21 protein-coding genes are annotated in these 23,929 nt (G+C 68.1%); 4 read left to right on the forward strand and 17 right to left on the reverse strand.

Annotated features, from left to right (window positions below):
• Positions 1-20: 20 nt before the first annotated feature.
• From AC5Y2L_RS12575 to rimP, 8 genes are all read right to left on the reverse strand, one after another.
• Complete coding sequence (locus tag AC5Y2L_RS12575; protein ID WP_499934809.1) at positions 21-1,343, reverse strand: MATE family efflux transporter; 1,323 nt, start codon at positions 1,341-1,343, stop codon at positions 21-23.
• Entirely contained in the window at positions 1,336-2,346 is a 1,011-nt protein-coding gene (locus tag AC5Y2L_RS12580; RefSeq protein WP_499934811.1) for a DHH family phosphoesterase, read from the reverse strand. Before AC5Y2L_RS12580 ends, AC5Y2L_RS12575 begins: the two co-directional genes overlap by 8 nt.
• Complete coding sequence (gene rbfA / locus AC5Y2L_RS12585) at positions 2,321-2,794, reverse strand: 30S ribosome-binding factor RbfA (RefSeq protein ID WP_499934812.1); 474 nt, start codon at positions 2,792-2,794, stop codon at positions 2,321-2,323. Before rbfA ends, AC5Y2L_RS12580 begins: the two co-directional genes overlap by 26 nt.
• The gene (gene infB / locus AC5Y2L_RS12590; RefSeq protein ID WP_499934813.1) at positions 2,794-5,529 is read right to left on the reverse strand and encodes a translation initiation factor IF-2; all 2,736 of its coding nucleotides are present in this window, start codon (positions 5,527-5,529) and stop codon (positions 2,794-2,796) included. The genes rbfA and infB overlap by 1 nt, the downstream gene beginning before the upstream one ends.
• A gap of 64 nt (positions 5,530-5,593) precedes the next feature.
• Complete coding sequence (locus tag AC5Y2L_RS12595) at positions 5,594-5,977, reverse strand: YlxR family protein (protein ID WP_499934815.1); 384 nt, start codon at positions 5,975-5,977, stop codon at positions 5,594-5,596.
• A gap of 75 nt (positions 5,978-6,052) precedes the next feature.
• The gene (locus AC5Y2L_RS12600; protein ID WP_499934816.1) at positions 6,053-7,549 is read right to left on the reverse strand and encodes an HNH endonuclease signature motif containing protein; all 1,497 of its coding nucleotides are present in this window, start codon (positions 7,547-7,549) and stop codon (positions 6,053-6,055) included.
• Positions 7,550-7,602: 53 nt separating this feature from the next.
• Positions 7,603-8,646, reverse strand: coding sequence for a transcription termination factor NusA (gene nusA / locus AC5Y2L_RS12605; protein WP_499934817.1), 1,044 nt, complete (start codon positions 8,644-8,646; stop codon positions 7,603-7,605).
• Entirely contained in the window at positions 8,643-9,170 is a 528-nt protein-coding gene (rimP, locus tag AC5Y2L_RS12610) for a ribosome maturation factor RimP (protein WP_499934818.1), read from the reverse strand. The genes nusA and rimP overlap by 4 nt, the downstream gene beginning before the upstream one ends.
• Before the next feature lie 114 nt (positions 9,171-9,284).
• Between rimP and AC5Y2L_RS12615 the strand changes: the two genes are divergently transcribed.
• Positions 9,285-9,812 carry a hypothetical protein gene (locus AC5Y2L_RS12615; protein WP_499934820.1) on the forward strand — a complete coding sequence of 176 codons (528 nt, stop codon included), beginning with the start codon at positions 9,285-9,287 and terminating at the stop codon, positions 9,810-9,812.
• A complete protein-coding gene (locus AC5Y2L_RS12620) occupies positions 9,809-10,309 on the forward strand; it encodes a ferritin-like domain-containing protein (RefSeq protein WP_499934821.1) in 501 nt (166 codons plus the stop codon). Before AC5Y2L_RS12615 ends, AC5Y2L_RS12620 begins: the two co-directional genes overlap by 4 nt.
• Here the strand turns inward: AC5Y2L_RS12620 and AC5Y2L_RS12625 are convergent, their stop codons facing one another.
• From AC5Y2L_RS12625 to mqo, 8 genes are all read right to left on the reverse strand, one after another.
• A complete protein-coding gene (locus tag AC5Y2L_RS12625) occupies positions 10,310-12,058 on the reverse strand; it encodes a proline--tRNA ligase (protein WP_499935035.1) in 1,749 nt (582 codons plus the stop codon).
• Positions 12,059-12,164: 106 nt separating this feature from the next.
• A complete protein-coding gene (locus AC5Y2L_RS12630) occupies positions 12,165-13,757 on the reverse strand; it encodes an MFS transporter (RefSeq protein ID WP_499934822.1) in 1,593 nt (530 codons plus the stop codon).
• 22 nt (positions 13,758-13,779) lie between these two features.
• A complete protein-coding gene (cobA, locus tag AC5Y2L_RS12635; protein ID WP_499934824.1) occupies positions 13,780-15,015 on the reverse strand; it encodes a uroporphyrinogen-III C-methyltransferase in 1,236 nt (411 codons plus the stop codon).
• A complete protein-coding gene (locus tag AC5Y2L_RS12640) occupies positions 15,012-16,397 on the reverse strand; it encodes a cobyrinic acid a,c-diamide synthase CobB (protein ID WP_499934826.1) in 1,386 nt (461 codons plus the stop codon). Before AC5Y2L_RS12640 ends, cobA begins: the two co-directional genes overlap by 4 nt.
• A 97-nt stretch (positions 16,398-16,494) precedes the next feature.
• Positions 16,495-17,109, reverse strand: coding sequence for a cob(I)yrinic acid a,c-diamide adenosyltransferase (gene cobO / locus AC5Y2L_RS12645; RefSeq protein WP_499934828.1), 615 nt, complete (start codon positions 17,107-17,109; stop codon positions 16,495-16,497).
• A 20-nt stretch (positions 17,110-17,129) separates the two neighbouring features.
• Positions 17,130-18,956 (reverse strand): magnesium chelatase subunit D family protein, encoded by a 1,827-nt coding sequence (locus AC5Y2L_RS12650; protein WP_499934829.1) that lies wholly within the window; start codon positions 18,954-18,956, stop codon positions 17,130-17,132.
• On the reverse strand, positions 18,953-19,423 hold the full coding sequence (locus tag AC5Y2L_RS12655) for a GNAT family N-acetyltransferase (RefSeq protein WP_499934831.1): 471 nt from the start codon (positions 19,421-19,423) through the stop codon (positions 18,953-18,955). The genes AC5Y2L_RS12650 and AC5Y2L_RS12655 overlap by 4 nt, the downstream gene beginning before the upstream one ends.
• Positions 19,420-20,901, reverse strand: coding sequence for a malate dehydrogenase (quinone) (mqo, locus tag AC5Y2L_RS12660; RefSeq protein WP_499934832.1), 1,482 nt, complete (start codon positions 20,899-20,901; stop codon positions 19,420-19,422). Before mqo ends, AC5Y2L_RS12655 begins: the two co-directional genes overlap by 4 nt.
• A 127-nt stretch (positions 20,902-21,028) precedes the next feature.
• Between mqo and AC5Y2L_RS12665 the strand changes: the two genes are divergently transcribed.
• Together AC5Y2L_RS12665 and mtr are read left to right on the forward strand one after the other, a co-directional pair.
• The gene (locus AC5Y2L_RS12665) at positions 21,029-22,033 is read left to right on the forward strand and encodes an alpha/beta hydrolase (protein WP_499935037.1); all 1,005 of its coding nucleotides are present in this window, start codon (positions 21,029-21,031) and stop codon (positions 22,031-22,033) included.
• A 14-nt stretch (positions 22,034-22,047) separates the two neighbouring features.
• Entirely contained in the window at positions 22,048-23,427 is a 1,380-nt protein-coding gene (gene mtr, locus AC5Y2L_RS12670; protein ID WP_499934834.1) for a mycothione reductase, read from the forward strand.
• Here the strand turns inward: mtr and AC5Y2L_RS12675 are convergent.
• Positions 23,410-23,898 carry a Fur family transcriptional regulator gene (locus AC5Y2L_RS12675; protein ID WP_499934836.1) on the reverse strand — a complete coding sequence of 163 codons (489 nt, stop codon included), beginning with the start codon at positions 23,896-23,898 and terminating at the stop codon, positions 23,410-23,412. The genes mtr and AC5Y2L_RS12675 overlap by 18 nt on opposite strands.
• Positions 23,899-23,929 lie beyond the last annotated feature (31 nt).

Here is a 23,929-nt window from a genome sequence, read left to right on the forward strand (position 1 = left end):
CCGATTTCGCCGAAGCTGGGTTATGCCGCTCCCGGCACTGCCCAACGGCCCGACAAAGCCCGCCAGCCGACGAAGACCAACCGCAGCACGACAAATATGCTCAGCCCCGACCAGATGCCGGCCAGCCCCCAGCCGTAGACCAGCGACAACCAGATCGGCGGCAAGAAGCCCAGCAGCGCGCCGGCAATGGTCGCGGTGCGCAGGTACGCCGCGTCACCCGCGCCCAGCAGCACCCCGTCGAGCGCGAAAACTATTCCCGCGAGCGGTAATTGGGCGACCATAAACCACCACGGCACGCCGATCACGGCGAGCACCGATGGGTCGTCGGTGAACAGAGCAGGCAGGACGCGCGCGCCGATCCCGAATACCGCGGCCAGTACTCCCGCCGCCACGAATGAAGACACCGTCACCCGCCGCGCCACCGACTTCGCGCGGGCAACGTCGTCCGCACCCAGCGCGGCGCCGACCAGCGACTGCGCCGCGATGGCCAGCGAATCGAGAACCAGCGCAAGGAAATTCCAGAGTTGCAGCACCACTTGGTGGGCGGCGACGGCCGCGGCGCCGAACCTCGCCGCGACCGCCGCGGCCGACACGAAGCAGACCTGAAAGGACAGCGTTCGCAACACCAGGTCCCGGCCCATCGACAGCTGCGCACGCAGCACGGCGCCGTCGGGTCGCAGCGGTGCGCGCTCGGCAAGCACGGCGCCCAGGAACAACACCGCCGCGACCCACTGGCCGACCAAATTTGCGACCGCAGAACCGGGTAACCCCCAGCGCGGAAAGCCCAACCAGCCGTAGACCAACAACGGGCACAGCAGGGCCGAGAGCCCAAAGCCGACGACCACGTAGCGCAGCGGCCGCACGGTGTCCTGCACGCCGCGCATCCAGCCGTTACCCGCGAGCGACACCAAGATCGCCGGAGCGCCCAGGATCGCGATCCGCAGCCAGGGCAGCGCCGCGCCGGCGATGGCAGGGCGCGACGCGATCACCGATACCAGCGGAACCGCCGCCGCCTCCACCGCGACGACGATCAATCCACCCACGCCCAGTGCCAACCAGGTCGCCTGTACACCTTCGTGCACCGCCGCCGTGCGGTCGTCGGCCCCGAAATGGCGCGCCGAGCGCGCCGTCGTGCCGTAGGACAGGAAGTTCAACTGTGAACCCAGCATGCCCAGTATCAGGCTGCCGATGGCCAGGCCCGCCAGCGCCAGCGCGCCCAGCCGCCCCACCACGGCGGTGTCGAACAGCAGATACAGCGGCTCGGCCGCCAGCACACCCAGCGCGGGCAGCGCCAGCTTGGCGACGTCCCGGCCGTCGGCGGCGGGTCGGCCCCGTTCAGCCAAGAGCGGCGCGCAGCGACGCCACGACGTCCTCGATGGAGCCGCTGGTCGAGTAGCCGGCGGCCAAACGGTGGCCGCCCCCGCCGAACGCGGACGCCACCGCCGCCAGGTCAACGTCCTTCTTGGCGCGCATGGACACCGACCATTGTTGCGGCTCAACCTCTTTGAACACCGCCGCCACCTCAGCCTGTTGGGTGGTGCGCACAATATCGACCACGCTTTCGACTTCCTCAGGGCGCGCGCGGAGCCACTCCCGGTTGTCGACGACCGCATACACCAGCCCGCGACCCTCGGCTGCGTCGGGCACCAACTGCGCGGAGCCCAGCACCCGCGACAACATCGGCAGCCACCCGAACGGATGGCTGTCCATCACCGTCCGGCTGATGGCGGCGTTGTCCACGCCCAGGTCGACCAGCCGGGCGGCCAGCCGAAGCGCGCGGGCGCTGGCCCACCGGAACGAGCCGGTGTCCGTCGTCAACCCGGCGTAGATGCAGTGCGCAACGTCCAGCTCGATCGGCTTCTCCCACGCGTCGAGCAGCTCGGCGATCATCATCGTGGTCGAATCAGCGGACAGGTCAACGAAATTCGCGGTCCCGAACAAGTCGTTGGAGGCGTGGTGGTCGATGACCAGCAGCGGCCGCTCGCCGTCCGCCATGTCACTGAGCGCGCCCAGCCGTTTGACGCTCGGAACGTCAACGGTCACAACCAGATCCACGTCACGGCGCAGTGCATCAGGGGTGACCAGCAAGTCGCAACCGGGCAACGACCGCAGCGACTCCGGCAAGGCGGCCGGCGCGGCGAAGCTGACCTGCACCTCTTTGCCGCATTTGTCCAGCACCAAGGCCAATGCCAACCCGGCGCCGATGGTGTCGGCATCGGGATGCACGTGGCAGATCACCGCGACGGTCTGCGCCGCCGCCAGCAACTCGACGGCGCCGAGGGCGGCGACACGCGCCCCCGCGAGCCCGGTGCCGGGCAGCTCAGTCTTCGGATCGATCGCCGTCACCGGTGTCCTCAGGCTCAGTTGACGGTTGTCGATAAGGGTCGGCGTCCCCGGCCGGCTTGGCGCCCACGCGAACGCGGGCGAGATCTTCATCGGCAGCGCGGGCGCGGGCCAGCAGCTCTTCCATCCGCCGGGCATTATCCGACGTCGTGTCCCGAATGAACGTCAGGGTGGGCGTGAACCGCACCCCGGTCCCCTCCCCGACCTTGGTGCGCAGGGCGCCTTTGGCCCGTTCCAGCGCGGCGGCCGCGGCGTCGTAATCCGGCTCGTCGTCCAGCGACGGCCCCATCACCGTGTAGTACACCGTTGCGTCGTGCAGGTCGGCGGTCACCTTCGCGTCGACGATGGTCACCCCGGCCAGCCCGGGATCCTTGATCTCGAACTCGATCGCGCTTGCGACGATCGTGTTGATCCGCTTGGCCAACCGGCGTGCCCGGGCCGGATCAGCCATTACGCGCGTTCCTTTTGCACCAGCTCGTAGGACTCGATGACGTCGCCTTCCTTGAGGTCCGAATAGCCCAGTGTCATACCGCATTCGAAGCCGTCACGCACCTCGGTGACGTCGTCCTTCTCCCGTCGCAGCGAGTTGATCGAGAGGTTTTCGACGACCACGATGTTGTCCCGCAACAGCCGGGCCTTGGCGTTACGACGCACCACACCCGAGGTGACCAGACAGCCGGCGATGAGGCCGACCTTGGAGGAGCGGAACAGCGCGCGGATCTCGGCACGGCCCAGCTGGTGCTCCTCGTAGATCGGCTTGAGCATGCCGCGCAGGGCCTTTTCGATCTCGTCGATCGCTTGGTAGATGACCGAGTAGTAGCGGATGTCCACGCCCTCGCGGTTGGCCAGCTCCGTCGCCTTGCCTTCGGCGCGCACGTTGAAGCCGATGATCACCGCATCCGACGCCGACGCCAGGTTGACGTTGGTTTCGGTGATGCCACCGACGCCGCGGTCGATGACGCGCAGCACCACCTCGTCGTCGACCTGGATGCCCATCAGGGCCTCCTCCAGGGCCTCGACCGTACCGGCGTTGTCGCCCTTGAGGATCAGGTTCAGCTGGCTGGTTTCCCGCAACGCCGAGTCCAGGTCCTCCAGGCTGATCCGCTTGCGCGACCGCGCGGCCAGGGCGTTGCGCTTGCGGGCGCTGCGCCGGTCCGCGATCTGACGGGCGATGCGGTCCTCGTCGACAACCAGGAAGTTGTCGCCGGCGCCGGGCACCGACGTGAAGCCGATCACCTGCACCGGACGCGACGGCAGTGCCGCTTCGACGTCCTCCCCGAATTCGTCGACCATGCGGCGGACGCGGCCGTACGCATCCCCGGCGACCACCGAGTCGCCGACGCGCAGCGTGCCGCGCTGCACGAGCACGGTGGCAACCGGTCCGCGACCGCGGTCCAGGTGCGCTTCGATCGCCACGCCTTGGGCCTCCATGTCGGGGTTGGCGCGCAGATCGAGCGCGGCATCGGCGGTCAACAACACCGCCTCGAGGAGCGCCTCGATGTTGGTGCCCTGTTTCGCCGAGATGTCGACGAACATGGTGTCGCCGCCGAAATCCTCTGCCACCAAACCATATTCGGTGAGCTGGGCGCGGATCTTGGCCGGGTCGGCGCCCTCTTTGTCAATCTTGTTGACTGCCACCACAATCGGCACGTCAGCCGCCTGCGCGTGGTTGATTGCCTCAACCGTCTGCGGCATGACGCCGTCGTCAGCGGCGACCACCAGGATCGCGATGTCGGTGGCCTTGGCGCCTCGGGCCCGCATTGCGGTGAACGCCTCGTGACCCGGCGTGTCGATGAAGGTGATCAGTCGCTCGGTGCCGTCCAGGTCGACACTCACCTGGTAAGCACCGATGTGCTGGGTGATGCCGCCCGCTTCCGCCTCGCGGACGTTGGCCTTGCGGATGGTGTCCAGCAGTCGGGTCTTTCCGTGGTCGACGTGACCCATGACCGTGACCACCGGCGGACGGACCTGTAGATCGCCCTCGTCTCCGGAGTCTTCGCCGTAGGAGAGGTCAAACGACTCCAGCAGTTCGCGGTCTTCGTCCTCGGGGCTGACGACCTGGACGTTGTAGTTCATCTCGCTGCCCAGCAGCTCGAGCGTCTCGTCACCCACCGACTGTGTGGCGGTCACCATCTCGCCGAGATTGAACAGCGCCTGCACCAGCGCCGCCGGGTTGGCGTCGATCTTCTCCGCGAAATCGCTCAACGACGCGCCGCGGGCCAGCCGGATCGTCTCGCCGTTGCCGTGCGGCAAGCGCACGCCGCCGACGACCGGAGCCTGCATCGAGTCATATTCCTGGCGCTTCTGCCGCTTGGACTTGCGGCCACGCCGGGGCGCACCGCCGGGGCGCCCGAACGCACCGGCGGCACCGCCGCGCTGCCCGGGACGTCCGCCGCCGCCGGGACCGCCCCCGCCGGGACGGCCCCGAAAACCTCCCGGACCGCCTCCGGGTGCGGCGCCTACGCCGCCGCCGCCTCGGTAGTTACCGCCGCCGCCATCGGTGCGGCCGCCTCCCGGCCCACCGGGGCGACCGCCGCCGGGCCGCGGGGCGCCGGGACGCGCTGGGCGAGCGGGTCCACCGGCCCCGCCGGGACGGGGCGGCATGCTGCCGGGCGACATGCCCGGCCGCGGGGCGCCCGGTCTGGGCGCGCCCGGCCGCGGCGCGGGGGGACGCGGAATCGGCCGGTCGACGGGTTGCGCCGACGAGAACGGGTTGTTGCCCACCCTGGGCGGACGGACCCCGGGCTTCGGCGCCGGGCCCGGCCGAGCGCCGGGCGTCATGCCCGGATGGGGTGCCGGATGGCCGGGCGCTTGCCCGGGGGCAGGCGCCGCCGGCCGGGGGCTGGGCGCCGGCGGGGCCGTTGCTTCGGCCGCCGGCGCGGGCGGGGCGGTTGCCACGCCACGGGCGTCTTTTGTGGCGGCCTCACCGTTGCCGACGGCCTTGTCGAGGGCCGCGTCGAGCTTGTCGGCTGACTTGCCCTTGGCTTCCGGCGCTTTCTCTGCTGCCTTTTCGGGAGCCGGCTTGCTGCCACCGAACGACTCGCGCAGCCGGCGAGCGACGGGAGCCTCCACCGTCGATGAGGCGGATTTGACGAATTCGCCCTGTTCACTCAGCCGGGCGAGAACTTCCTTGCTGGTTACACCGAGTTCCTTAGCCAACTCGTGTACGCGGGCCTTACCTGCCACTACATCTCCTGTCCATGAGGCGACAGTCGTGGGCCGCGCCTCGGGGTTTAGCTATGACGCATTGTCATCGGGACTTCACGGTGTGCTCATGTTCTTTGCTACCTGTCCTATTGACCGTCGGGTCGAACTCACTCAAACCATCGATGTGCTCGACCACCGCGGATGTGTCCGGCGAACCGGCGATTCGCAACGCTTTGCTGAAAGCCCGCCGCCTAATCGCTTGTCGCACGCACTGCGGTACGGGATGCAGCCACGCACCCCGCCCCGGCAGGCTTCCGGCTGTATCAACGATCACGGCGGATTCGCCGTTCCCCGTCGACACAGCAATCACTCGAAGCAGTTTGACGGCCAGCTCTCGCTTTCGGCACCCGACACACGTCCGCACCGGACCGTCTGGGTGTCTGTGTGCCTTCGTAGTCTCGGGAGCCGAACGCTCGCGCTGGATCACGGCTCAGTCTAGCGTTACCGCAGCGGTGCTCAGAACCGCCTATCGGACTCGCGGTGAAGAGTGCAGCGACGGAGATTAGAACGGTGGCGGTTCCTCGGGTGGGGCGGGTCCGGCTTCGGCGTGGCGGGCGGCGCGGTTGTGGGCGCGTTCGGTGGCCACCCGGTAGGCGCGCTCCTTGGCGCGGGTGCGGCGGCGTTTGGGCATCATCGCAGACCGCTCGGGGCACGGTGGCGGTGGTGGGGCGTCGGTTTCGGCGGCGGGCATCCCACCCACCGCGGCGCACAGGCTGGGGAACAGCAACGCACTACCCGGGGTGGTGACATGGGTCTGCCCGGCCGGTGAGGTCAGGATCAGCGTGCCGTCGGGCAGTTGTTTTTCCTGCCAGCCCCAAAAAGTTTTCACCAAATGGTGGGTGCGGCAGTAGCACTTGAGGTTGCCCGGGTGGGTAGGCCCGCCCGCGGCGTGCGGGATGGTGTGGTCAATGTCGCAGCGCACGGCAGGCACATCACAGCCCGGCCAGCGACACGTCAAATCCCGACACCGCACGAAATCGGCCAACGCCTGCGACGGGAGGTAGCCGGGTTCGGGTGGGGCGTCCCCGGGATGGATCAGCGGCACCATTTTGGCCGTGGCGGCCAATTCCTGGAGGAGTTCGGGGGTGATCAGCCCGTCGGCGCCGACCTCCCACCCCGCGGTGGTGGCAGTGCCACTGTCGGGGGCGGGTGGGGCGATCAGGTGGATGGTCACCGGGGCGGCCGGGCGCCGTCCCGCAGCGCTGCAGTCGGCGCGCCGGCAGCGACAGCCCAACCGATCCGCCCCCGCCGCCAACGCGCCCAGCGCATCAGCGCGGCGCTGGGCGTGGGTGCGCGGATCATGGGCACACACCGTGGCCGCCAACGCCGAGAGCCGTTGGTCGAGGGCGTGGGCATCGGTGCTGAACAGGCTGCCGCCGATCTGGGCGATGCCGTCGTGGTCTCCCCCGATCCACACCTGCCGATCGGCCTGCTCGTCTTTGCGGCGGCGCACCGCATCGGCATCCACGGCGGCCACAATGGCATCCACCTTGCCCGACAACCGCGCATTCGTCATCGACGGCCACTTCGTGACGTTGGCGGCCACCAGCGCATCCACCCGGGCCAGCACGTCGGCGTCGGTGATCAAATCGGTGCGATACACAATCGTCTGAAACGCCCGATAATCAATATCCCCGGCGATAAATACCTCGGCCACCTTCGGTAGCTGCTCGCGCATGGCCCGCGCATAGCGCACCCGGCTGGCCGCGAGCCCTTGGCTGATCCGCAACTCCGCACCCACCTCCGCGGCCACCGCCGACTCGGTGTCGATCGCCCACTCCTCGGTCTCCGAGGACTGCGCCAACCGGTAAGCGAACAACTCCCCGATCGCCACCAACTGCGCCGCAGCGGCCCGATTCTCCACCCTGGCGGCCGCCGCGACCCGCTCCAGCCACGCCCGAGAGTCTCGGGTCGGGGTGCGCACCACCGCCGCCTGAAACATCTCATCGAAGCCGGCGATGATCTTCGCCTGCGGACGAACAAACGCTCCTTCGAACATATGTTCGATTATACTAGTCTCCACCGACGATGGCAGGTCGCCGGGACTACCGCTCAGCGCTCGTGCGCCATCCCGTGGCTGGCGCCCTGTTGGGGCTGGCTCTCCGGATGCGCCGGTGAATCACCGCGGATGTCGATGCGCCACCCGGTGAGCCGGGCCGCCAGTCGCGCGTTCTGCCCTTCCTTGCCGATGGCCAGGGACAACTGGAAATCCGGAACCACCACCCGGGCGGCGCGGGCGGTCTGGTCGATCACCGACACCGAGACCACCTTGGCCGGCGAAAGCGCATTGGCGACGAAGCGAGCCGGATCCTCGTCATAGTCGATGATGTCGATCTTCTCGCCGGACAACTCGCTCATCACGTTGCGAACCCGCTGCCCCATCGGGCCGATACACGCGCCCTTGGCGTTCAGGCCGGGCACATTCGACCGCACTGCGATCTTGGACCGGTGACCGGCCTCTCGGGCCACCGCCACGATCTCCACCGACCCGTCGGCGATCTCAGGCACTTCCAGCGAGAACAGCTTGCGGACCAGGTTGGGATGGGTGCGCGACAAGGTGATCAGCGGCTCCCGGGCGCCGCGCGTCACACCGATCACGTAGCAGCGCAGCCGATTGCCATGTTCGTAGCTCTCACCGGGTACCTGCTCGGCGGCCGGGATCACACCTTCGGAGGCCTTGCTCTCGGTGCCCATCCGGACGACGACCAGACCTCGCGCGTTGGCCCGGCTGTCCCGCTGGATGACGCCTGCGACAATCTCCCCCTCGCGAGTGGAGAACTCGCCGTAGGTGCGCTCGTTTTCGGCGTCGCGGAAGCGCTGCAGCATCACCTGGCGGGCGGTGGTGGCGGCAATCCGGCCAAAGCCCTCGGGAGTGTCATCCCATTCGCTGATGAGATTGCCATCGGCATCCAATTCCCGCGCCAGCACGCGGACGACGCCGGTCTTGCGGTCGATATCGATGCGTGCGTCGTTCTGGTGACCCTGGGTGTGGCGGTAGGCGGTGAGGAGCGCGGACTTGATGGTTTCGAGCAGCTCGTTCACCGAGATGCCCCGGTCCACCTCGATGGCATGCAATGCGGCCATATCGATGTTCATCCGCCGCCCTCCTCTGCACCACTGAGCAGTTCCATCTCGCGCGGATCCGGACGAGTGAACTCGACCTGAACCACCGCGCTCGCGATGTCGCAGAGGGGAATATGTCGTACGGCCGGTTCAGCGCCGCGATTGCAGCGGACCACCGCCCGAAGCTGGCCGTCGATGACGTCCCCGAGCCGAACGGTCACCTCGCTGCCGTCGGTCAACGTCACGACGGCCTGGCGACCACGCGCCCGGCGGAAGTGCTTCTCTGCGGTGAGCGGCCGGTCCACGCCCGGCGAGCTGACTTCCAGGACGTAGTGGCCGTCGACCTGGGCGCCCGCATCCAGCAGACCGGATGCCGAGCGGGACAACGCCGCAATCGTGTCCAGATCCAACGGCACATCGCCGTCGGCGACGACGGTGATGCGCGGCGGCCTGGTGGTTGCCTGGACGACCACGTCTTCGATTTCAAAACCGGCGCGCGCGAACTCGCCATCGAGCAGCTCTATCACCTGCTTCTGTGACGGCAACCTCGTCGCCACGGCGAGCTCCTCATCTTGAGTTGTCTTACATCTTTTCCAGGTCCAACCGCCAACGATACGCCAGAAGCAAGCTCGGCCGAGGAGATCTTTCGGCCCCAATGGCAGGATGTTGGGGTGCCCAGCACAGGACCCGTCATCGACCGGCGGGGTGTGCTCGTCGGTGGCGCCGCTCTCGCTGTGCTCGGGATGACGGCGTCCGCCTGCGGCCAGCCCCCGCCCAAGCCCCCGGCCGTCGAAGAGCTGCTGGGGCCGTTGGACCAGGCCCGACGCGACACCGCGCTCGCCTCTGCCGCCGCCGAGGCCGTCGGCCTCCAGCCGCAGATCGCCGCCGCGCTGACCGTGGTCGCCACCCAGCGCGGCGCGCACGCCAGGGCACTGTCGACGGAGATCGCCCGCGCTGCCGGCAAGCTCACCGCCTCAACAAGCGAAACCACCACCCCCAGCAGCACCGGACAGCCTGCGCCGCCGCCTCCTCCGCCACCGGTCTCCGACGTGATCGCCGCGCTGCGCACCTCGGCGGAAAACGCCGGCCGCCTGGTGGCCAACGCGTCGGGCTACCGGGCCGGGCTGCTGGCCTCCATCGCCGCTTCCTGCACCGCTTCCTACACCGTTGCGCTGGTGCCGGGGGGTCCCTCGATATGACCACGGCCGAACCCACTCCGGGTGCGAAGCCGAAGCGGTCTCCTCCCGGCCCGTCCACAGGGAAAGAGCCCGATGTCACGGCGCTCGAGGACGCTCTGGCCATCGAACATTCGACCGTCTACGGCTACGGCATCGTGTCCGCCCTGTCACCGCCTGCGGTCAACGACCTGGTGGTGGAGGCCCTGCTGCAGCATCGGCAACGTCGCGACGACGTCATCGCGATGCTGGCGGCCCGCAAGGTGACTCCCCCGGTCGCAGCGGCCGGCTATCAGTTGCCGATGCTGGTGGCCAGTGCGGCCGACGCGGCACGCCTGGCCGTCCGGATGGAGAACGACGGCGCGACGGCTTGGCGCGCGGTGATCGAGCACGCCGGCACCGCGGGCGACCGGGCGTTTGCATCCAATGCCCTAATTCAGAGCGCGGTCATGGCCGCGAGGTGGAATCGAGTGCTGGGCGCCTGGCCGATCACCTCGAGTTTCCCGGGCGGCAACGAATAACTAACCGCCGACGGCGCCAGCGATGTCGGCGGCCAGTCCAGCGCCGGTAGCCAGCTCGCGAACCTGGCCACTGAAGCGGTCCCGCAGTTCGACCACGCCGTCTGCCCAGCCGCGCCCCACCACGACGATCCAGGGCATGCCCAGCAGCTCGGCATCCTTGAACTTGACACCCGGCGATGCTTGGCGGTCGTCAAGCAACACGTCGATGCCCAGCCGATCGAGCGCCTCGGCCAGCTCAACGGCCCCGGTGCGGGCTTCGGTGTCCTTGTTGGCGATCACCAGGTGGACACCGAACGGAGCGATCGACGACGGCCAGCGCAGGCCGAGTTCGTCGTGGTGCTGTTCGGCGACCACGGCGACCAGCCGCGACACCCCGATGCCGTAAGAGCCCATGATCAGCCGCACCGGCTTGCCGTCCTCGCCGAGCACGTCGGCGGTGAATGCGTCGGTGTACTTCTGTCCGAGCTGGAAGATGTGCCCGATCTCTATTCCGCGCGCCATTACCAGCGGGCCGGCGCCGTCCGGGGAAGGATCGCCCTCGCGTACCTCGGCGGCCTCGATGGTCCCGTCGGCGGTGAAGTCCCGGCCGGCAACCAAGCCCACGACATGGCGTCCGGGCTCGTCGGCTCCGGTGATCCAACTGCTGCCGTCCACCACCCGCGGGTCTACCAGATAACGAATGCCGTTGTCCCGCAGCGCTTTCGGACCGATATAGCCTTTGACCAGGAACGGGTACTTGGCGAAGTCGTCGTCGCCGAGGAAGGCGAACTCGGCGGGTTCCAGCGCCGCCGCCAGCCGTTTGTCGTCGACCTCGCGATCGCCGGGCACCCCGATGGCCAGCAACTCCCAGTCGGCGCCGGGCTGACGCACTTTGACCAGGACATTCTTCAACGTGTCCGCGGCGGTGACGGTGCGCCCGAGGCCGGCTTCGTTCGCCCAGGCCACCAGGGTCGCGATCGTCGGGGTGTCGCCGGTGTCGTGGACGACGGCCGCGGGGAGGCCCTCGACCGGCAGCGCCTCCGGGCGGGCGGTGACAACCGCTTCGACGTTGGCCGCATAACCGGACTCCAGGCATCGCACAAAGCTGTCCTCGCCGATGGGGCTTTCGGCCAGGAACTCTTCGGAAGCGCTGCCGCCCATGGCGCCTGAGACCGCCGACACGACGACATAGCGCACGCCCAGCCGGTCGAAGATGCGTTGATAAGCCTCCCGATGTGCGTGGTAGGCGTCCTTGAGCCCGGCACTGTCGATGTCGAAGGAATAGGAATCCTTCATGACGAATTCTCGGGCGCGCAGGATGCCGGCTCGCGGCCTGGCCTCGTCGCGATACTTCGTCTGGATCTGGTAGAGCACCAGCGGGAAATCCTTATAGGAGCTGTATTCGCCCTTGACGGTCAGGGTGAACAGCTCCTCGTGCGTGGGGCCCAGCAGGAAATCGTTGGTGCGACGGTCCTTGAGCCGAAAGACGCTGTCGCCGTACTCGGTCCACCGGTTGGTGACTTCGTATGGTCCGCGCGGCAACAGGGCGGGCAGCAGGATTTCCTGCCCCCCAATGGCGTTCATCTCGTCGCGAACCACGCGTTCGATGTTGCGCAGCACCCGCAGGCCCAGCGGGAGCCAGCTGTACAGCCCGGGCGCGACCGGCCGGATGTAACCGGCCCGGATCAGCAGCTTGTGGCTGGGAACTTCGGCGTCGGCGGGATCGTCACGCAGGGTGCGCAGGAACAGTTTCGACATCCGGGTGACCACAGCGGGCAAGCCTAACCTGCGGCGGATGACGTCGCGAAAGTGCAACCAGCGACGCGTTTTCGCCAGTGGCGTCATCGGTAGCTGCACTCTCGCGGGAGGCGGGGGCCTACAGCTCGCCGGCCTCGATTGCGTCCTTGACTTCCTGCGCGTGGGCCACCTGCTCCGGGGTGTACCCGATGAACAGCGCCATGATTCCGACGATGACGGCCGTGCCGGCCACCCACAGCAGCCCGTAGGTGTAGCCGTGGTCGAGGGCCTGCAACTGCGTGTCGTTCATGAACTTCACCGGGACGGTGGTGCCGCCCAGGTAGAGGGTGCGCGAGGTGATGACGGCCTGGATGACGGCCAGCACCAGCGGGCCGCCGAGGCTTTGCAGCATCAGCGCGATCGCCGAGACCGGGCCGATCTGGTCGAAGCCGACTCCGGCGATGGCCGACAGGGTCAACGGCACCACGACCATGCCGATGCCGATGCCGCCGACGACGACCGGCAGCACCAGGTTGGGGAAGTAAGGGGCACCGCGGTGCATGAACGCCCAGCCGTAGATCATGGCGCCCAGCAGCAGCCAGCCACCGCCGATGGTCAGCACCCGCGGCGAGAACCGCGACACCAGCTGGGAGGACACGCCGAGCCCTATTCCCATCGCAATGACGAACGGAATGAAGCCGACGCCCGCACGCAGCGCGCTGTAGCCCAGGATGTCCTGCACATACAGGCCGATGCACACGGTGAGGCTGAACATCACGCCACCGGCCAGCAGGATCGCGCTGAAGGTGACCAACCGGTTGCGGTCCTTGAACAAATGGAATGGCACGACGGGGTTTTCGGCGGTGCGCTCCACGATCAAGAAGGCGATCGCGGCGGCCAGGGCCACCACACCCGAACCGATCGTGGTAACCGAGATCCAGCCCTTTTCCGGACCCATCGAGAAGGCGAAGACGGCCGCGGTGCACGCCAGCGTGGCGAGCATGGCCCCGGTGGCGTCGAGCTTCATCCGCTCGCGGTTGGTTTCCCGCAGCGAGGTGCGGGCCAGGTAGATCATCACCAGGCCGATTGGCACGTTCACCAAGAACGCCAGCCGCCAGGACCACTCGGTGAGCGCCCCACCGACCACCAGGCCCATCACCGAGCCGACGGCGGTCATCGCGGCGAACACCGCCGTCGCGGCGTTACGCGCGGGTCCCTTGGGAAATGTGGTTGCCACCAGCGCCAACCCGGTGGGCGAGGCGATGGCCGACCCGATGCCCTGCAGCAGCCGGGCGATCACCATCGTGACCTCGTCCCAGGCCACGGCGCACAACACCGAAGAGATGGTGAACAGCGCGACGCCGACGATGAAGGTGCGCTTGCGCCCGATGGTGTCGCCGAGGCGGCCGCCGAGCAGCATCAGCCCGCCGAACGTGAGCACATAGGCGGTGATCACCCAGCTGCGGCCGGCATCCGACAGGCTCAGTTCGTTCTGAATCTTAGGAAGCGCGACGATGGCGACGGTGCTGTCCATGGTCGCCAATAGCTGCATTCCACCGATCGCGATGACCGCGGCAATGAAGCGGCGAGAAGGCAGCCACGCAGGGTAATACCTGCTGGTACGTGGTGGGGCGGTCTCCGCCGGGCGCGTGGCGCGCTCCTGGGCCGGACGACCGGGGCGCGCAGAGGCGTCCATCTGGACCGCGCGCTCTGTGTCGTTGAGAGCCGTCATAACGGGTTACCTTACAGTAATCTTAAGAATTGTTTAAACGGCGGACGGCTCTCAGGCCCGCTACGGCCCCGATGACGATGATCGCGGGAGGTCGAATCCCTTCCGCGCGGATCTGCTCCGGCGTGTCGGCCAGCGTCGACCGCAAGGTATGTTGAGCGGCCGTCGTCCCATGCTGAACCACGAGCACCGGCGTATCCGCAGGTCGGCCGCCTTTCAGCAGTGCGGCGACAAAAAGTTCGATGCGCTCGACGGCCATCAGCAAAACGATCGTGCCGGACATCGAGGCCAGTGCATTCCAATTCACTAACGATTCGGGGTGGTCGGGCGCGAGATGGCCGCTGACCACCACGAATTCGTGATTTGTGGCTCGGTGAGTGACCGGAACGCCGGCCAACGCGGGCACCGCTATGGCGCTCGTCACACCTGGCACCACCGTGACCGGAATTCCGGCGTCCGCGCACGCGAGTACTTCTTCATATCCGCGGGCGAACACAAATGGATCGCCTCCTTTGAGGCGGACGACGAAATTCCCCGCTCGGGCGCGCTCGATCATGACCGCGTTGATCGCGTCCTGGGCCATCGCCCTGCCGTACGGGATCTTGGCCGCGTCGATCACTTCGACGTGCGGCGGCAGCTCGGCGAGCAACTCGGGCGGGGCCAGCCGGTCGGCGACCACCACGTCGGCCTGGGCCAGCAGCCGGCGGCCACGCACGGTGATCAGCTCCGGATCGCCGGGGCCTCCGCCCACCAGCGCCACGCCACCGCGCACCACATCGGAGTTGTCCGGGCTTTCGGGGCTTTCCGGGGTGATCACCCCGGTCTGCAATGCCTCGCGGATGGCCGATCGGATGGCCGCCGACCGCCGGTGCTCACCACCGGCCAGCACCCCTACCGACAGCCCGGCATAGCTGAACGAAGCGGGGGTCACGGCGGTCCCTTCGAGGGCGATGTCGGCGCGGACGCAGAAGATTCGGCGTCGATCGGCCTCGGCGACGACGGCCGCGTTCACCTCGGGGTCGTCGGTGGCCGCGATCGCGTACCAGGCGCCGTCCAGGTCGCCGTCGCGGTATTCCCGGATCAACAGCCTGATGCCGTCCATCGCCTCGACGGCGCGAGTCGCACTTCGGGAGATGACGTGCACGTCTGCGCCGCTGGCGATGAGCAGCGGCAACCGGCGCTGGGCAACCGAGCCGCCACCGATCACGACGACCTTTTTGCCGGCCAGTCGCAGACCCACCAGGTAGGGGCTCTCAGTCACCCGCCAAGCCTAGAAGCTCGGTTGGCCGCGTGCGCGACGAAGCGTGCCACCGCTTGAGGTGCCGCAGCGGGATGGGTGTGCAGGTACGACGCGTGCACTCCGCGATGCACCGCACCTTCTCGCACGCGCGCCGCAGTTGCCTCCCGGTACTCCCACGCCGGCGGGTAGCCGTCGCTGAATGAGACTGTGGTGCGGTGAAATTCGTGGCCAACCACTCGTTCGCCCGGGCGATACAGCGGCGAATCGGCCACGGCGACGGCGTCGCGGTACCCCAGCTTCAGGTGCGGTGTGAAGCTCGCCGATCCGGCCAGCACGCCGCACATCGGGTATCCGTCCAGCTGCGCGGCCAGGTAGATCAGGCCGGCGCATTCGGCGTGCACCGGCGCGCCGGACCCGGCCAACTCGTTGATTTGCCGGCGGGCGACGTCATTGGCGGACAGCTCGGCGCTGAATTGCTCGGGAAAACCGCCGGGCACCACCAGCGCGTCCGAGTCCTGGGGCAATTCGTCGGCCAGCGGGTCGAACTCGACCACTTGGGCGCCCGCGGCGCGCAGCAGCTCGGCATGTTCGGCGTAGCCGAAGCTGAACGCCTTTCCGGACGCCAACGCGACGATGCATTTGCCCGTGGTATCCGCCTCACCCAGTGCGGCCGCGGGGTCCCATGGCGGACCGGTGACTCGGCTCGCGGCCGCGGCGAAAACCGCTGTCAGATCGACGTGCCGAGCCACCAGAGCCGTCATCGCCTCGACCGCGAGCCGCGCTCGTCGGCCGTATTCGACCGCTGTGATCAAGCCCAGATGCCTTGTCGGCAGCTCCAATTCAGCGACCCGGGGAATCGCTCCGAGCACCGGGACGCCGGCCTGCTCGCAGGCCTGCCGTAACACCTGCTCATGTCTGGGTGATCCGACTCGGTTGAGGATCACGCCGACGATGCGGGTTGCGGTGTCGAACGTGGAAAAACCATGTAGCAGTGCGGCAATGCTGTGACTTTGGCCGCGGGCGTCGACGACCAGGATGACCGGCGCGCCGAGCAGCCGCGCGACGTGGGCCGTCGAGCCCGCGGCCGGGCCGCCGGCGTCGGGTCCGATGCGCCCGTCGAACAGGCCCATCACCCCTTCGACGACCGCGATGTCGGCACCGGCGGAGCCATGGGCGTACAGCGGGCCGACCAGCCGCTCCCCCACCAACACCGGGTCCAGATTGCGGCCGGGCCGTCCCGCGGCCAGCGAATGGTAGCCGGGGTCGACGAAATCCGGGCCCACCTTGAACGGCGCCACGGTATGACCTGCCGTCCGCAGGGCTCCGATCAAACCCGTTGCGAGCGTGGTCTTTCCGCTGCCCGACGCAGGCGCGGCGATGACTATCGCGGGGGTAGATCTCACCGCGCGCACCGATGCCGCGAGCGCCCGCAAAATGCCACGCGATAGGGGGTTTTGGCGTACAAATGAGGACGCTCGCGGGACGGGGGTCGCGCCGGAATCACCACTCGATGCCCTTCTGCCCCTTGCGTCCCGCGTCCATCGGATGCTTGATCTTGGTCATCTCGGTGACCAGGTCGGCGGCCTCGACCAAACGGGCCGGGGCATCGCGTCCGGTGATCACCACATGCTGGTAGCCGGGGCGGGCCAGCAGGACCTCCACCACGTCGTCGGTGTCGACCCAGCCCCACTTCAGTGGGTAAGTGAACTCGTCGAGCACATAGAAGTCGTGTTGCTGTGCGGCCAGCCGACGAGCGATCTCGGCCCAGCCGGCCGCTGCGGCCGCCGCGTGATCGAGTTCAGAGCCCGACTTGCGTGTCCAGGACCAGCCGGCGCCCATTTTGTGCCATTCCACCGCGCCGCCCACACCGTCGCGGTCGTGCAAGTCGCTGAGCCGACGAAAGGCCGCCTCCTCGCCCACCTTCCACTTGGCGCTCTTGACGAACTGGAACACGGCGACATCGAGACCGATGTTCCACGCCCGCAAGGCCATTCCGAACGCCGCCGTCGACTTTCCCTTGCCCGCGCCGGTGTGTACCGCCAGGATCGGTGTGTTGCGCCGGGCCCGGGTGGTCAGGCCATCATCGGGAACTTGGAGCGGACGGCCCTGTGGCATAAGCGTTTTGTCCTCGCCGTTCAGGCGACGTTGCGCACGGTTTGCATCAGATGATCGGCGCGCAGCTGCTCGAGCCGTACCGCGGGCGCACCGAGTTGCCGGGCCAGCTGCTCGGCCAGCCCCAGCCGCACGTAGGACGTCTCGCAGTCCACGACCACCGCGGCCACACCTTCGGCGACCAGCCGTGCCGCCGCGATTCCGCTGCGTCGCAAGGGATCTGGACCCGCGGTGGCCCTGCCGTCGGTCAGTACCACCACCAGCGGCCGCCGGGCGCGGTCGCGAACCCGTTCGCGGATCACCAGCTCGCGCGCCGCCAGCAGGCCCTCGGCGAGCGGAGTCTTCCCGCCGGTGTCGAACCGGGCCAATCGCCGGCCCGCGATATGCGCCGACGACGTCGGCGGCAGCAACAGCCGCGCCGCATGCTGACGGAATGTGATCACCGCGACCTTGTCGCGCCGCTGGTAGGCGTCGCGCAGCAGCGACAGCGTGGCTCCGCTGACCGCGGCCAGGCGGTCGCGGGCGGCCATCGACCCGGACGCGTCGACCACGAATATCACCAGGTTGCCCTCGCGCCCTTCGCGGACTGCCCGGCGGATGTCGTCCGGCCCCGGCCGCAGCGGCCCCGCTGCGCCGGACCGCTCGGCGGCGCATAGCAACGTGGCGAACACATGCAGTCCGCCCGCGGCATCGCCTGGGGTTGCCGACACCGCTGCGCCGAACCGGTTGCGGGCGCGCGAGCGTCGGCCGGGCGCGCCCGCGCCGGTCCCGGGGACGGTCAGCGCCCGAGTGCGAAAGACCTTCGTCGGCGGCGCGCTGGGGCGTGGTGGTTGTGGCGCGTTCGACGACGAATTCCGCTGTGGCGGATGGTCTTCCATGTCTGCTGACGGCCCACCCCCCGGCGGATCCGGGTCGGGATCCGGCTCGTGATCGCCGGCTTGTCGCAGTGCCTCGTCCAGCTCGTCGCGGTCGATGCCGTGCTCGTCGAACGGGTCCCGGCGACGCCGATGCGGCAACGCCAATTCGGCCGCCGCCCGGATGTCCTGCTCCTCGACCGAAAGCGCGCCACGCCAGGCAGCGTGCGCCACCGCGGTCCGGGCCACCACCAGGTCGGCCCGCATCCCGTCGACGTCGAACGCGGCGCACAGCCCCGCGATGCGACGTAACTCGTTGTCGGGCAATGCCACATCGTCGACCAGGGTTCGTGCCGCGGCGATTCGGCGGGCCAGTTCGGCGTCGGCGTCGGCGTAGCGTTGGGCGAACCCGTCCGGGTCGGCCTCGTAGGCCATCCGCTGCTGGACGACCTGCACGCGCACATCGACGTCACGCGACGCCCGCACGTCGACGGTCAGGCCGAATCTGTCCAGCAGTTGCGGCCGCAGCTCACCCTCCTCCGGGTTCATGGTGCCGATCAGCACGAAGCGGGCCTCGTGCGAATGCGAGATGCCGTCGCGCTCCACATGCACCCGTCCCATCGCGGCGGCGTCGAGCAGCACGTCGACCAGGTGATCGTGCAGCAGGTTGACCTCGTCGACGTAGAGGACGCCGCCGTGTGCGCGGGCCAGCAGCCCGGGTGAGAACGCGTGCTCGCCGTCACGCAACACCCGCTGCAGATCCAGCGACCCGATCACCCGGTCCTCGGTGGCGCCCAGCGGCATCTCCACCAAGCCCCCACCGCTCCCGGTCGCCGCCGAAAGCAGCGCGGCCAGACCGCGCACGGCCGTCGACTTGGCGGTGCCCTTCTCGCCGCGGATCAGCGCACCGCCGATTTCCGGACGCACGGCGCACAGCAGCAGCGCCAGGCGCATCTGGTCGTGGCCCACGATCGCGCTGAACGGATAGGGCTTCACGGCTGCTGCGCCAAACCGGAGCCGGGCCGCAGCATGGGCAGATGCGGGATACCGTCTTCCACGAAATCCGCCCCGTCGCGGACGAATCCGTGCTGGGCATACATGTCGGCCAGGTATGACTGCGCGTCGATGCGGCAGGGATAGTCGCCCACCTCCGCCAATGCGGCGCGTAGCAGCCGCGTGGCGTGACCTTGGCCGCGTGCGCCGCGTTTGGTACACAGCCGCCCGATCCGGAACGCCTTCTCGCCCCCCGCGTGCTCCTCCATCAGCCGTAGCGTACAGATCACCTCTCCCGCCGGTGTCTCCAGCCAGAAATGCCGGGTTTCGGCGAGCAGGTCGCGTCCGTCCAATTCCGGGTAAGGGCAAGCCTGTTCGACGACGAACACCTCCACCCGAAGCTTGAGCAGCTCGTAAAGCGTCTGGGCGGCAAGGTCTTTGGACCATACCCGGCGCAGCACTGCGCTCATTGGCGCCGCTCCAGCTGCAGCGCCTTGCTGCCCCACGACCAAACCTCATCGAACAGCGCCGGTTCGCGGGAAAGCTGAGCCCCCAGCGACGGCACCATCTCCTTGAGTGTGGGCAGCCAGGACTGATACCGGTCGGCAAAGCAGCGCTGCAACACCTCGAGCATGATCGGCACCGCCGTCGAGGCGCCCGGCGAACCGCCAAGCAGGCCGACGATGCTGCCGTCGGCCGCACCGACCAAAGTGGTGTCGAATTCCAGCACGCCGCCTTTGCGCCGGTCCCGACGGATGACTTGCACCCGCTGGCCGGCCACCGTCAATTCCCAGTCGGAATCGACTGCGCTGGGCGCGAATTCGCGCAGTGCCTGCACGCGGTCGGGTGGTGTGAGTCGTAGTTGGCCGAGCAGATAGTTGAGCAGCGTCGCCTGGGTGAACCCGACCCCGAGCATGGACATCACATTGTTCGGCCGGACCGACCGCGGCAGGTCGCTGAAGTGACCGTGTTTCAAGAACTTCGGCGACCAGCCGGCGTAGGGGCCGAACACCAGCCAGGATTTGCCGTCGACGAACCGCAGGTCCAGGTGCAGCGCCCCGAGCGGTGGGGCTCCCGGCGCCGGGGCACCGTACACCTTGGCCCGGTGCGCGGTGGTGAGCCCCGGGTTGTCGGTGCGCAGGAACTTGCCGCCGATCGGGAATCCGGCGAAGCCGCTGATCTCCTTGATGCCGGACTTCTGCAACAGCGGGAGGGTGTCGCCGCCGGCCCCGGCAAACACGAATTTCGCGTTCAGCTGCCGCTTTTGGCCGGTACGCCGGTTATTGACCGTCAACGTCCAGGTGCCGTCGGACTGCCGCGACAGGTTGCGGACCTCGTGGCCGAACAACGCGACAGTGCCGTTGCGAACCCCGTAGCCGACGAGCTGCCGGGACAGGGCGCCGAAGTCGACGTCGGTGCCGTCCTGCGCCCAGTTCAGCGCTACCGGCTCGCGGAAGTCGCGGCCGGCGGCCATGAACGGTAACCGCCTGGCGAACTCGTCGGGGTTCTCGATCAATTCGACGCGAGCGAACAGCGGGTTGTCCGCCAACGCCCGCCGCCGCCGGCGCAGGTAGTCGACGCCGGATGCGCCCTGGGCGAAGCTCGCGTGCGGCACCGGGTTGAGGAAGCCGCGATCGGTCAGGATGCCGTTCTCCACGGCGTAGGCCCAAAACTGCCTGGTGACCTGGAACTCCTCGTTGATGCGCACCGCCTTGGCGATGTCGATCGAGCCGTCCGGGCGCTGTGGCGTGTAGTTCAGCTCGCACAGCGCGGAGTGCCCGGTGCCGGCGTTGTTCCAGGCATTGCTGCTTTCGGCGCCGACGGCATCCAGCCGTTCCACCATGGTGATCGACCAGTTCGGTTCCAGCCGCCGCAGCAACGCACCCAGGGTGGCGCTCATGATGCCGGCACCCACCAGAGCGACGTCCGTACGGGCTAGCCCAACCACAAACTCGTCACCTCCAAACCGTCCCAAGGTTATCCCGGTGCCTGCCCGGCCAGATTTCTACACCGCACGGCAAAACCGGCCGAACACGCTTTAAGCTGGCCCGGTGACCGTCGGGGCGACTGGCTGGGTGCCCGATGTCCTGCCCGGGTATTGGCAGAGCACGATCCCGCTCGGTCGGGATCCCGCCGGCGAGGGCGACATCGTCGCAACCTTGATACGCCGCGGGCCGGAAACGGGCCAAGCCGCACAGGCCGAGCACGCGGTGCTGGCAATACACGGCTTTACCGACTACTTCTTCCACACCGAGTTGGCCGATCACTTCGCCAACCGCGGCTTCGCCTTCTATGCGATGGACCTGCAAAAGTGTGGCCGGTCGCGGCGGGCCGGCCAGACGCCGCACTTCATCACCGACCTGGCGCACTACGACAAAGAACTCGAACAGGCGCTCAGGATCATCGGCGAGGAAGCCGGCTCGCCCCAGGTGCTGGTCTACGGCCACTCCACCGGCGGGTTGGCCGTGGCGCTGTGGCTGGACCGGCTGCGACGGCGGGGGGCGACGGCACAGGCCGGCGTCGGTGGCCTGGTGCTCAACAGCCCCTGGCTGGATCTGCAGGGTCCGGCGGTCTTGCGGCTCGGCCTGACCTCGGCCGCGATCGCGGCGCTGTCGCGGCTGCGGACCAAAGGGGTGATTCGCGGGCAGGGCAACGGCGGTTACGGGTCCAGCCTGCACCGGGACTATCACGGCGAATTCGACTACAACCTGGAATGGAAACCGTTGGGGGGATTTCCCATCACCCTGGGCTGGCTGCACGCCATGCGCCGCGGTCAGGCCCGGCTGCAGCGCGGCCTCGACGTGGGTGTGCCCAACCTGATCCTGCGTTCGGACCACACCGTTCGCGAAGACGCCGGGCCGGCCGCCCTGGAACATGGCGACGCGGTTCTGGACGTCAAGCAGATCGCCCGATGGTCCGGTTGTATCGGCAACCGCAGCACCATTGTTCCGGTAAAAGACGCCAAACACGACGTGTTCTTGTCGATGCCGCAACCGCGCCGGTTGGCCTACAACTACCTGGACCACTGGCTGGACGATTACCTCAAGGCAGCGACCGACAGCTCACCATCGAAAGGGTAAGCGGCTCAGGCACAATGGAGACCTACGACTTAGCGATCATCGGAACGGGTTCTGGCAACAGCATTCTCGACGATCGCTACGCCCGCAAGCGGGTGGCGATCTGTGAGCAGGGAACGTTCGGCGGCACCTGCCTGAACGTGGGGTGCATTCCGACGAAGATGTTTGTCTACGCCGCCGAGGTCGCCAAGACCATCAGGGGCGCAGGGAGATACGGCGTCGACGCGCACATCGACCGGGTGCGGTGGGGCGACATGGTGTCGCGCGTGTTCGGTCGGATCGATCCGATCGCGCTCGGCGGCGAGGACTATCGGCGCTCGGCGCCCAACGTCGAGGTCTATGGCCGGCACACCCGCTTCGGGCCGGTGCAGGCGGATGGGCGCTATCTGTTACGCACCGATGCCGGTGAGGAATTCACCGCCGATCAGGTGGTGATCGCGGCGGGCTCGCGGCCGGTGATCCCACCCGCGATCCTGGCGTCCGGCGTGGATTATCACACCAGCGACACCATTATGCGGATCGCCGAACTGCCCGAGCACTTGGTGATCGACGGAGGCGGCTTCGTAGCAACCGAATTCGCCCATATCTTCTCCGCGCTCGGCGTGCGGGTCACGCTGGTGATCAGGGGTAGCACGTTGCTGCGCCACTACGACGACACCATCTGCGAGCGGTTCACCCGTATTGCCTCGAGTAAGTGGGAACTGCGCACTCACCGCAACATCGTCGGTGCGGTGACGCGTGGCTCCGGCATCACCCTGGAACTCGACGACGGCTGCACGCTCGACGCCGACATGTTGCTGGTCGCGACCGGCCGGCTGTCCAACGCCGACCAGCTGGACGCCGAGCAGGCCGGCGTCGACGTCGAGAACGGCCGGGTGGTGGTCGACCAGTATCAACGAACCTCGGCGCGTGGGGTTTTCGCCCTCGGTGACGTGTCGTCGCCGTACCAACTCAAACACGTCGCCAACCACGAGGCCCGCGTGGTGCAGCACAATCTGCTGTGCGACTGGGACGACACCGACTCGATGGCGGTCACCGACCACCGGTTCGTCCCGTCGGCGGTGTTCACCGATCCTCCGCTGGCCACCGTCGGACTGACCGAAAATCAAGCCATCGCACGTGGATTCGACATTTCGGTCAAGATCCAGGACTACGGCGACGTCGCGTACGGCTGGGCGATGGAGGACACCACCGGAATCGTCAAGCTCATCGCCGATCGCCGCACCGGTTGCCTGCTGGGCGCGCACATCATGGGTTACCAGGCTTCATCGATCATCCAGCCGCTGATCCAGGCGATGAGTTTCGGGCTGACCGCCGCCGAAATGGCGCGCGGCCAATACTGGATACATCCGGCGTTGCCCGAGGTGGTGGAAAACGCGCTATTGGGACTGTGCTGACGGTTCCCGGCTCTGCTGGCATCGGGGACACAGGCCGCGCAGCGTCAGGCCGGCCCGCTCCGACAGCGCGAACGAGCTGCCCTCCATCGCATGTTTCAGCGCTGAGCTGAGCTGGCGCGCAGGCACTTCGATAATCGATTCGCATCGGGTGCACACCGCGTGGTGGTGGGGGGCGGTGGCCAATCCATACGTGGTCACGCCGCCGTCGAGGGTCAACGCGTGCAGCACATCCTGCTCAACCAGCGTCGTCACGGTGCGGTAGATGGTGGCAACGTCGGGCGGGTGGGCATCGGGTGGCAGGCTTTCGCGCACCCGCTGGTGAATCTCGGCCACGGGCAGGTGGCCGTTAACCGGCTCGAGCACGGCCAGCACCTGAATTCGCGAGGCCATCCGGCGCAGTCCCCGGGCACGCAGGAATTCGCCGAGCCGCTCGGTGACCGCCGGATCGAGTGCTGCGGGCTTGGGCCCCATCCGTCCAGTGTCGCGCCGGATACCGGGGATT

It is taken from the genome of Mycobacterium sp. NGS66 (assembly GCF_059812225.1).

Bases quoted from the DNA above. Each gene is read 5' to 3' on its own strand.
- rbfA (WP_499934812.1), bottom strand. From the start codon at position 2,794: ATGGCTGATCCGGCCCGGGCACGCCGGTTGGCCAAGCGGATCAACACG.
- AC5Y2L_RS12620 (WP_499934821.1), top strand. From the start codon at position 9,809: ATGACCACGGCCGAACCCACTCCGGGTGCGAAGCCGAAGCGGTCTCCT.
- cobO (WP_499934828.1), bottom strand. From the start codon at position 17,109: ATGCCACAGGGCCGTCCGCTCCAAGTTCCCGATGATGGCCTGACCACC.
- mtr (WP_499934834.1), top strand. From the start codon at position 22,048: ATGGAGACCTACGACTTAGCGATCATCGGAACGGGTTCTGGCAACAGC.
- AC5Y2L_RS12630 (WP_499934822.1), bottom strand. From the start codon at position 13,757: ATGACGGCTCTCAACGACACAGAGCGCGCGGTCCAGATGGACGCCTCT.
- AC5Y2L_RS12675 (WP_499934836.1), bottom strand. From the start codon at position 23,898: ATGGGGCCCAAGCCCGCAGCACTCGATCCGGCGGTCACCGAGCGGCTC.
- AC5Y2L_RS12655 (WP_499934831.1), bottom strand. From the start codon at position 19,423: ATGAGCGCAGTGCTGCGCCGGGTATGGTCCAAAGACCTTGCCGCCCAG.
- AC5Y2L_RS12600 (WP_499934816.1), bottom strand. From the start codon at position 7,549: ATGTTCGAAGGAGCGTTTGTTCGTCCGCAGGCGAAGATCATCGCCGGC.
- nusA (WP_499934817.1), bottom strand. From the start codon at position 8,646: ATGAACATCGATATGGCCGCATTGCATGCCATCGAGGTGGACCGGGGC.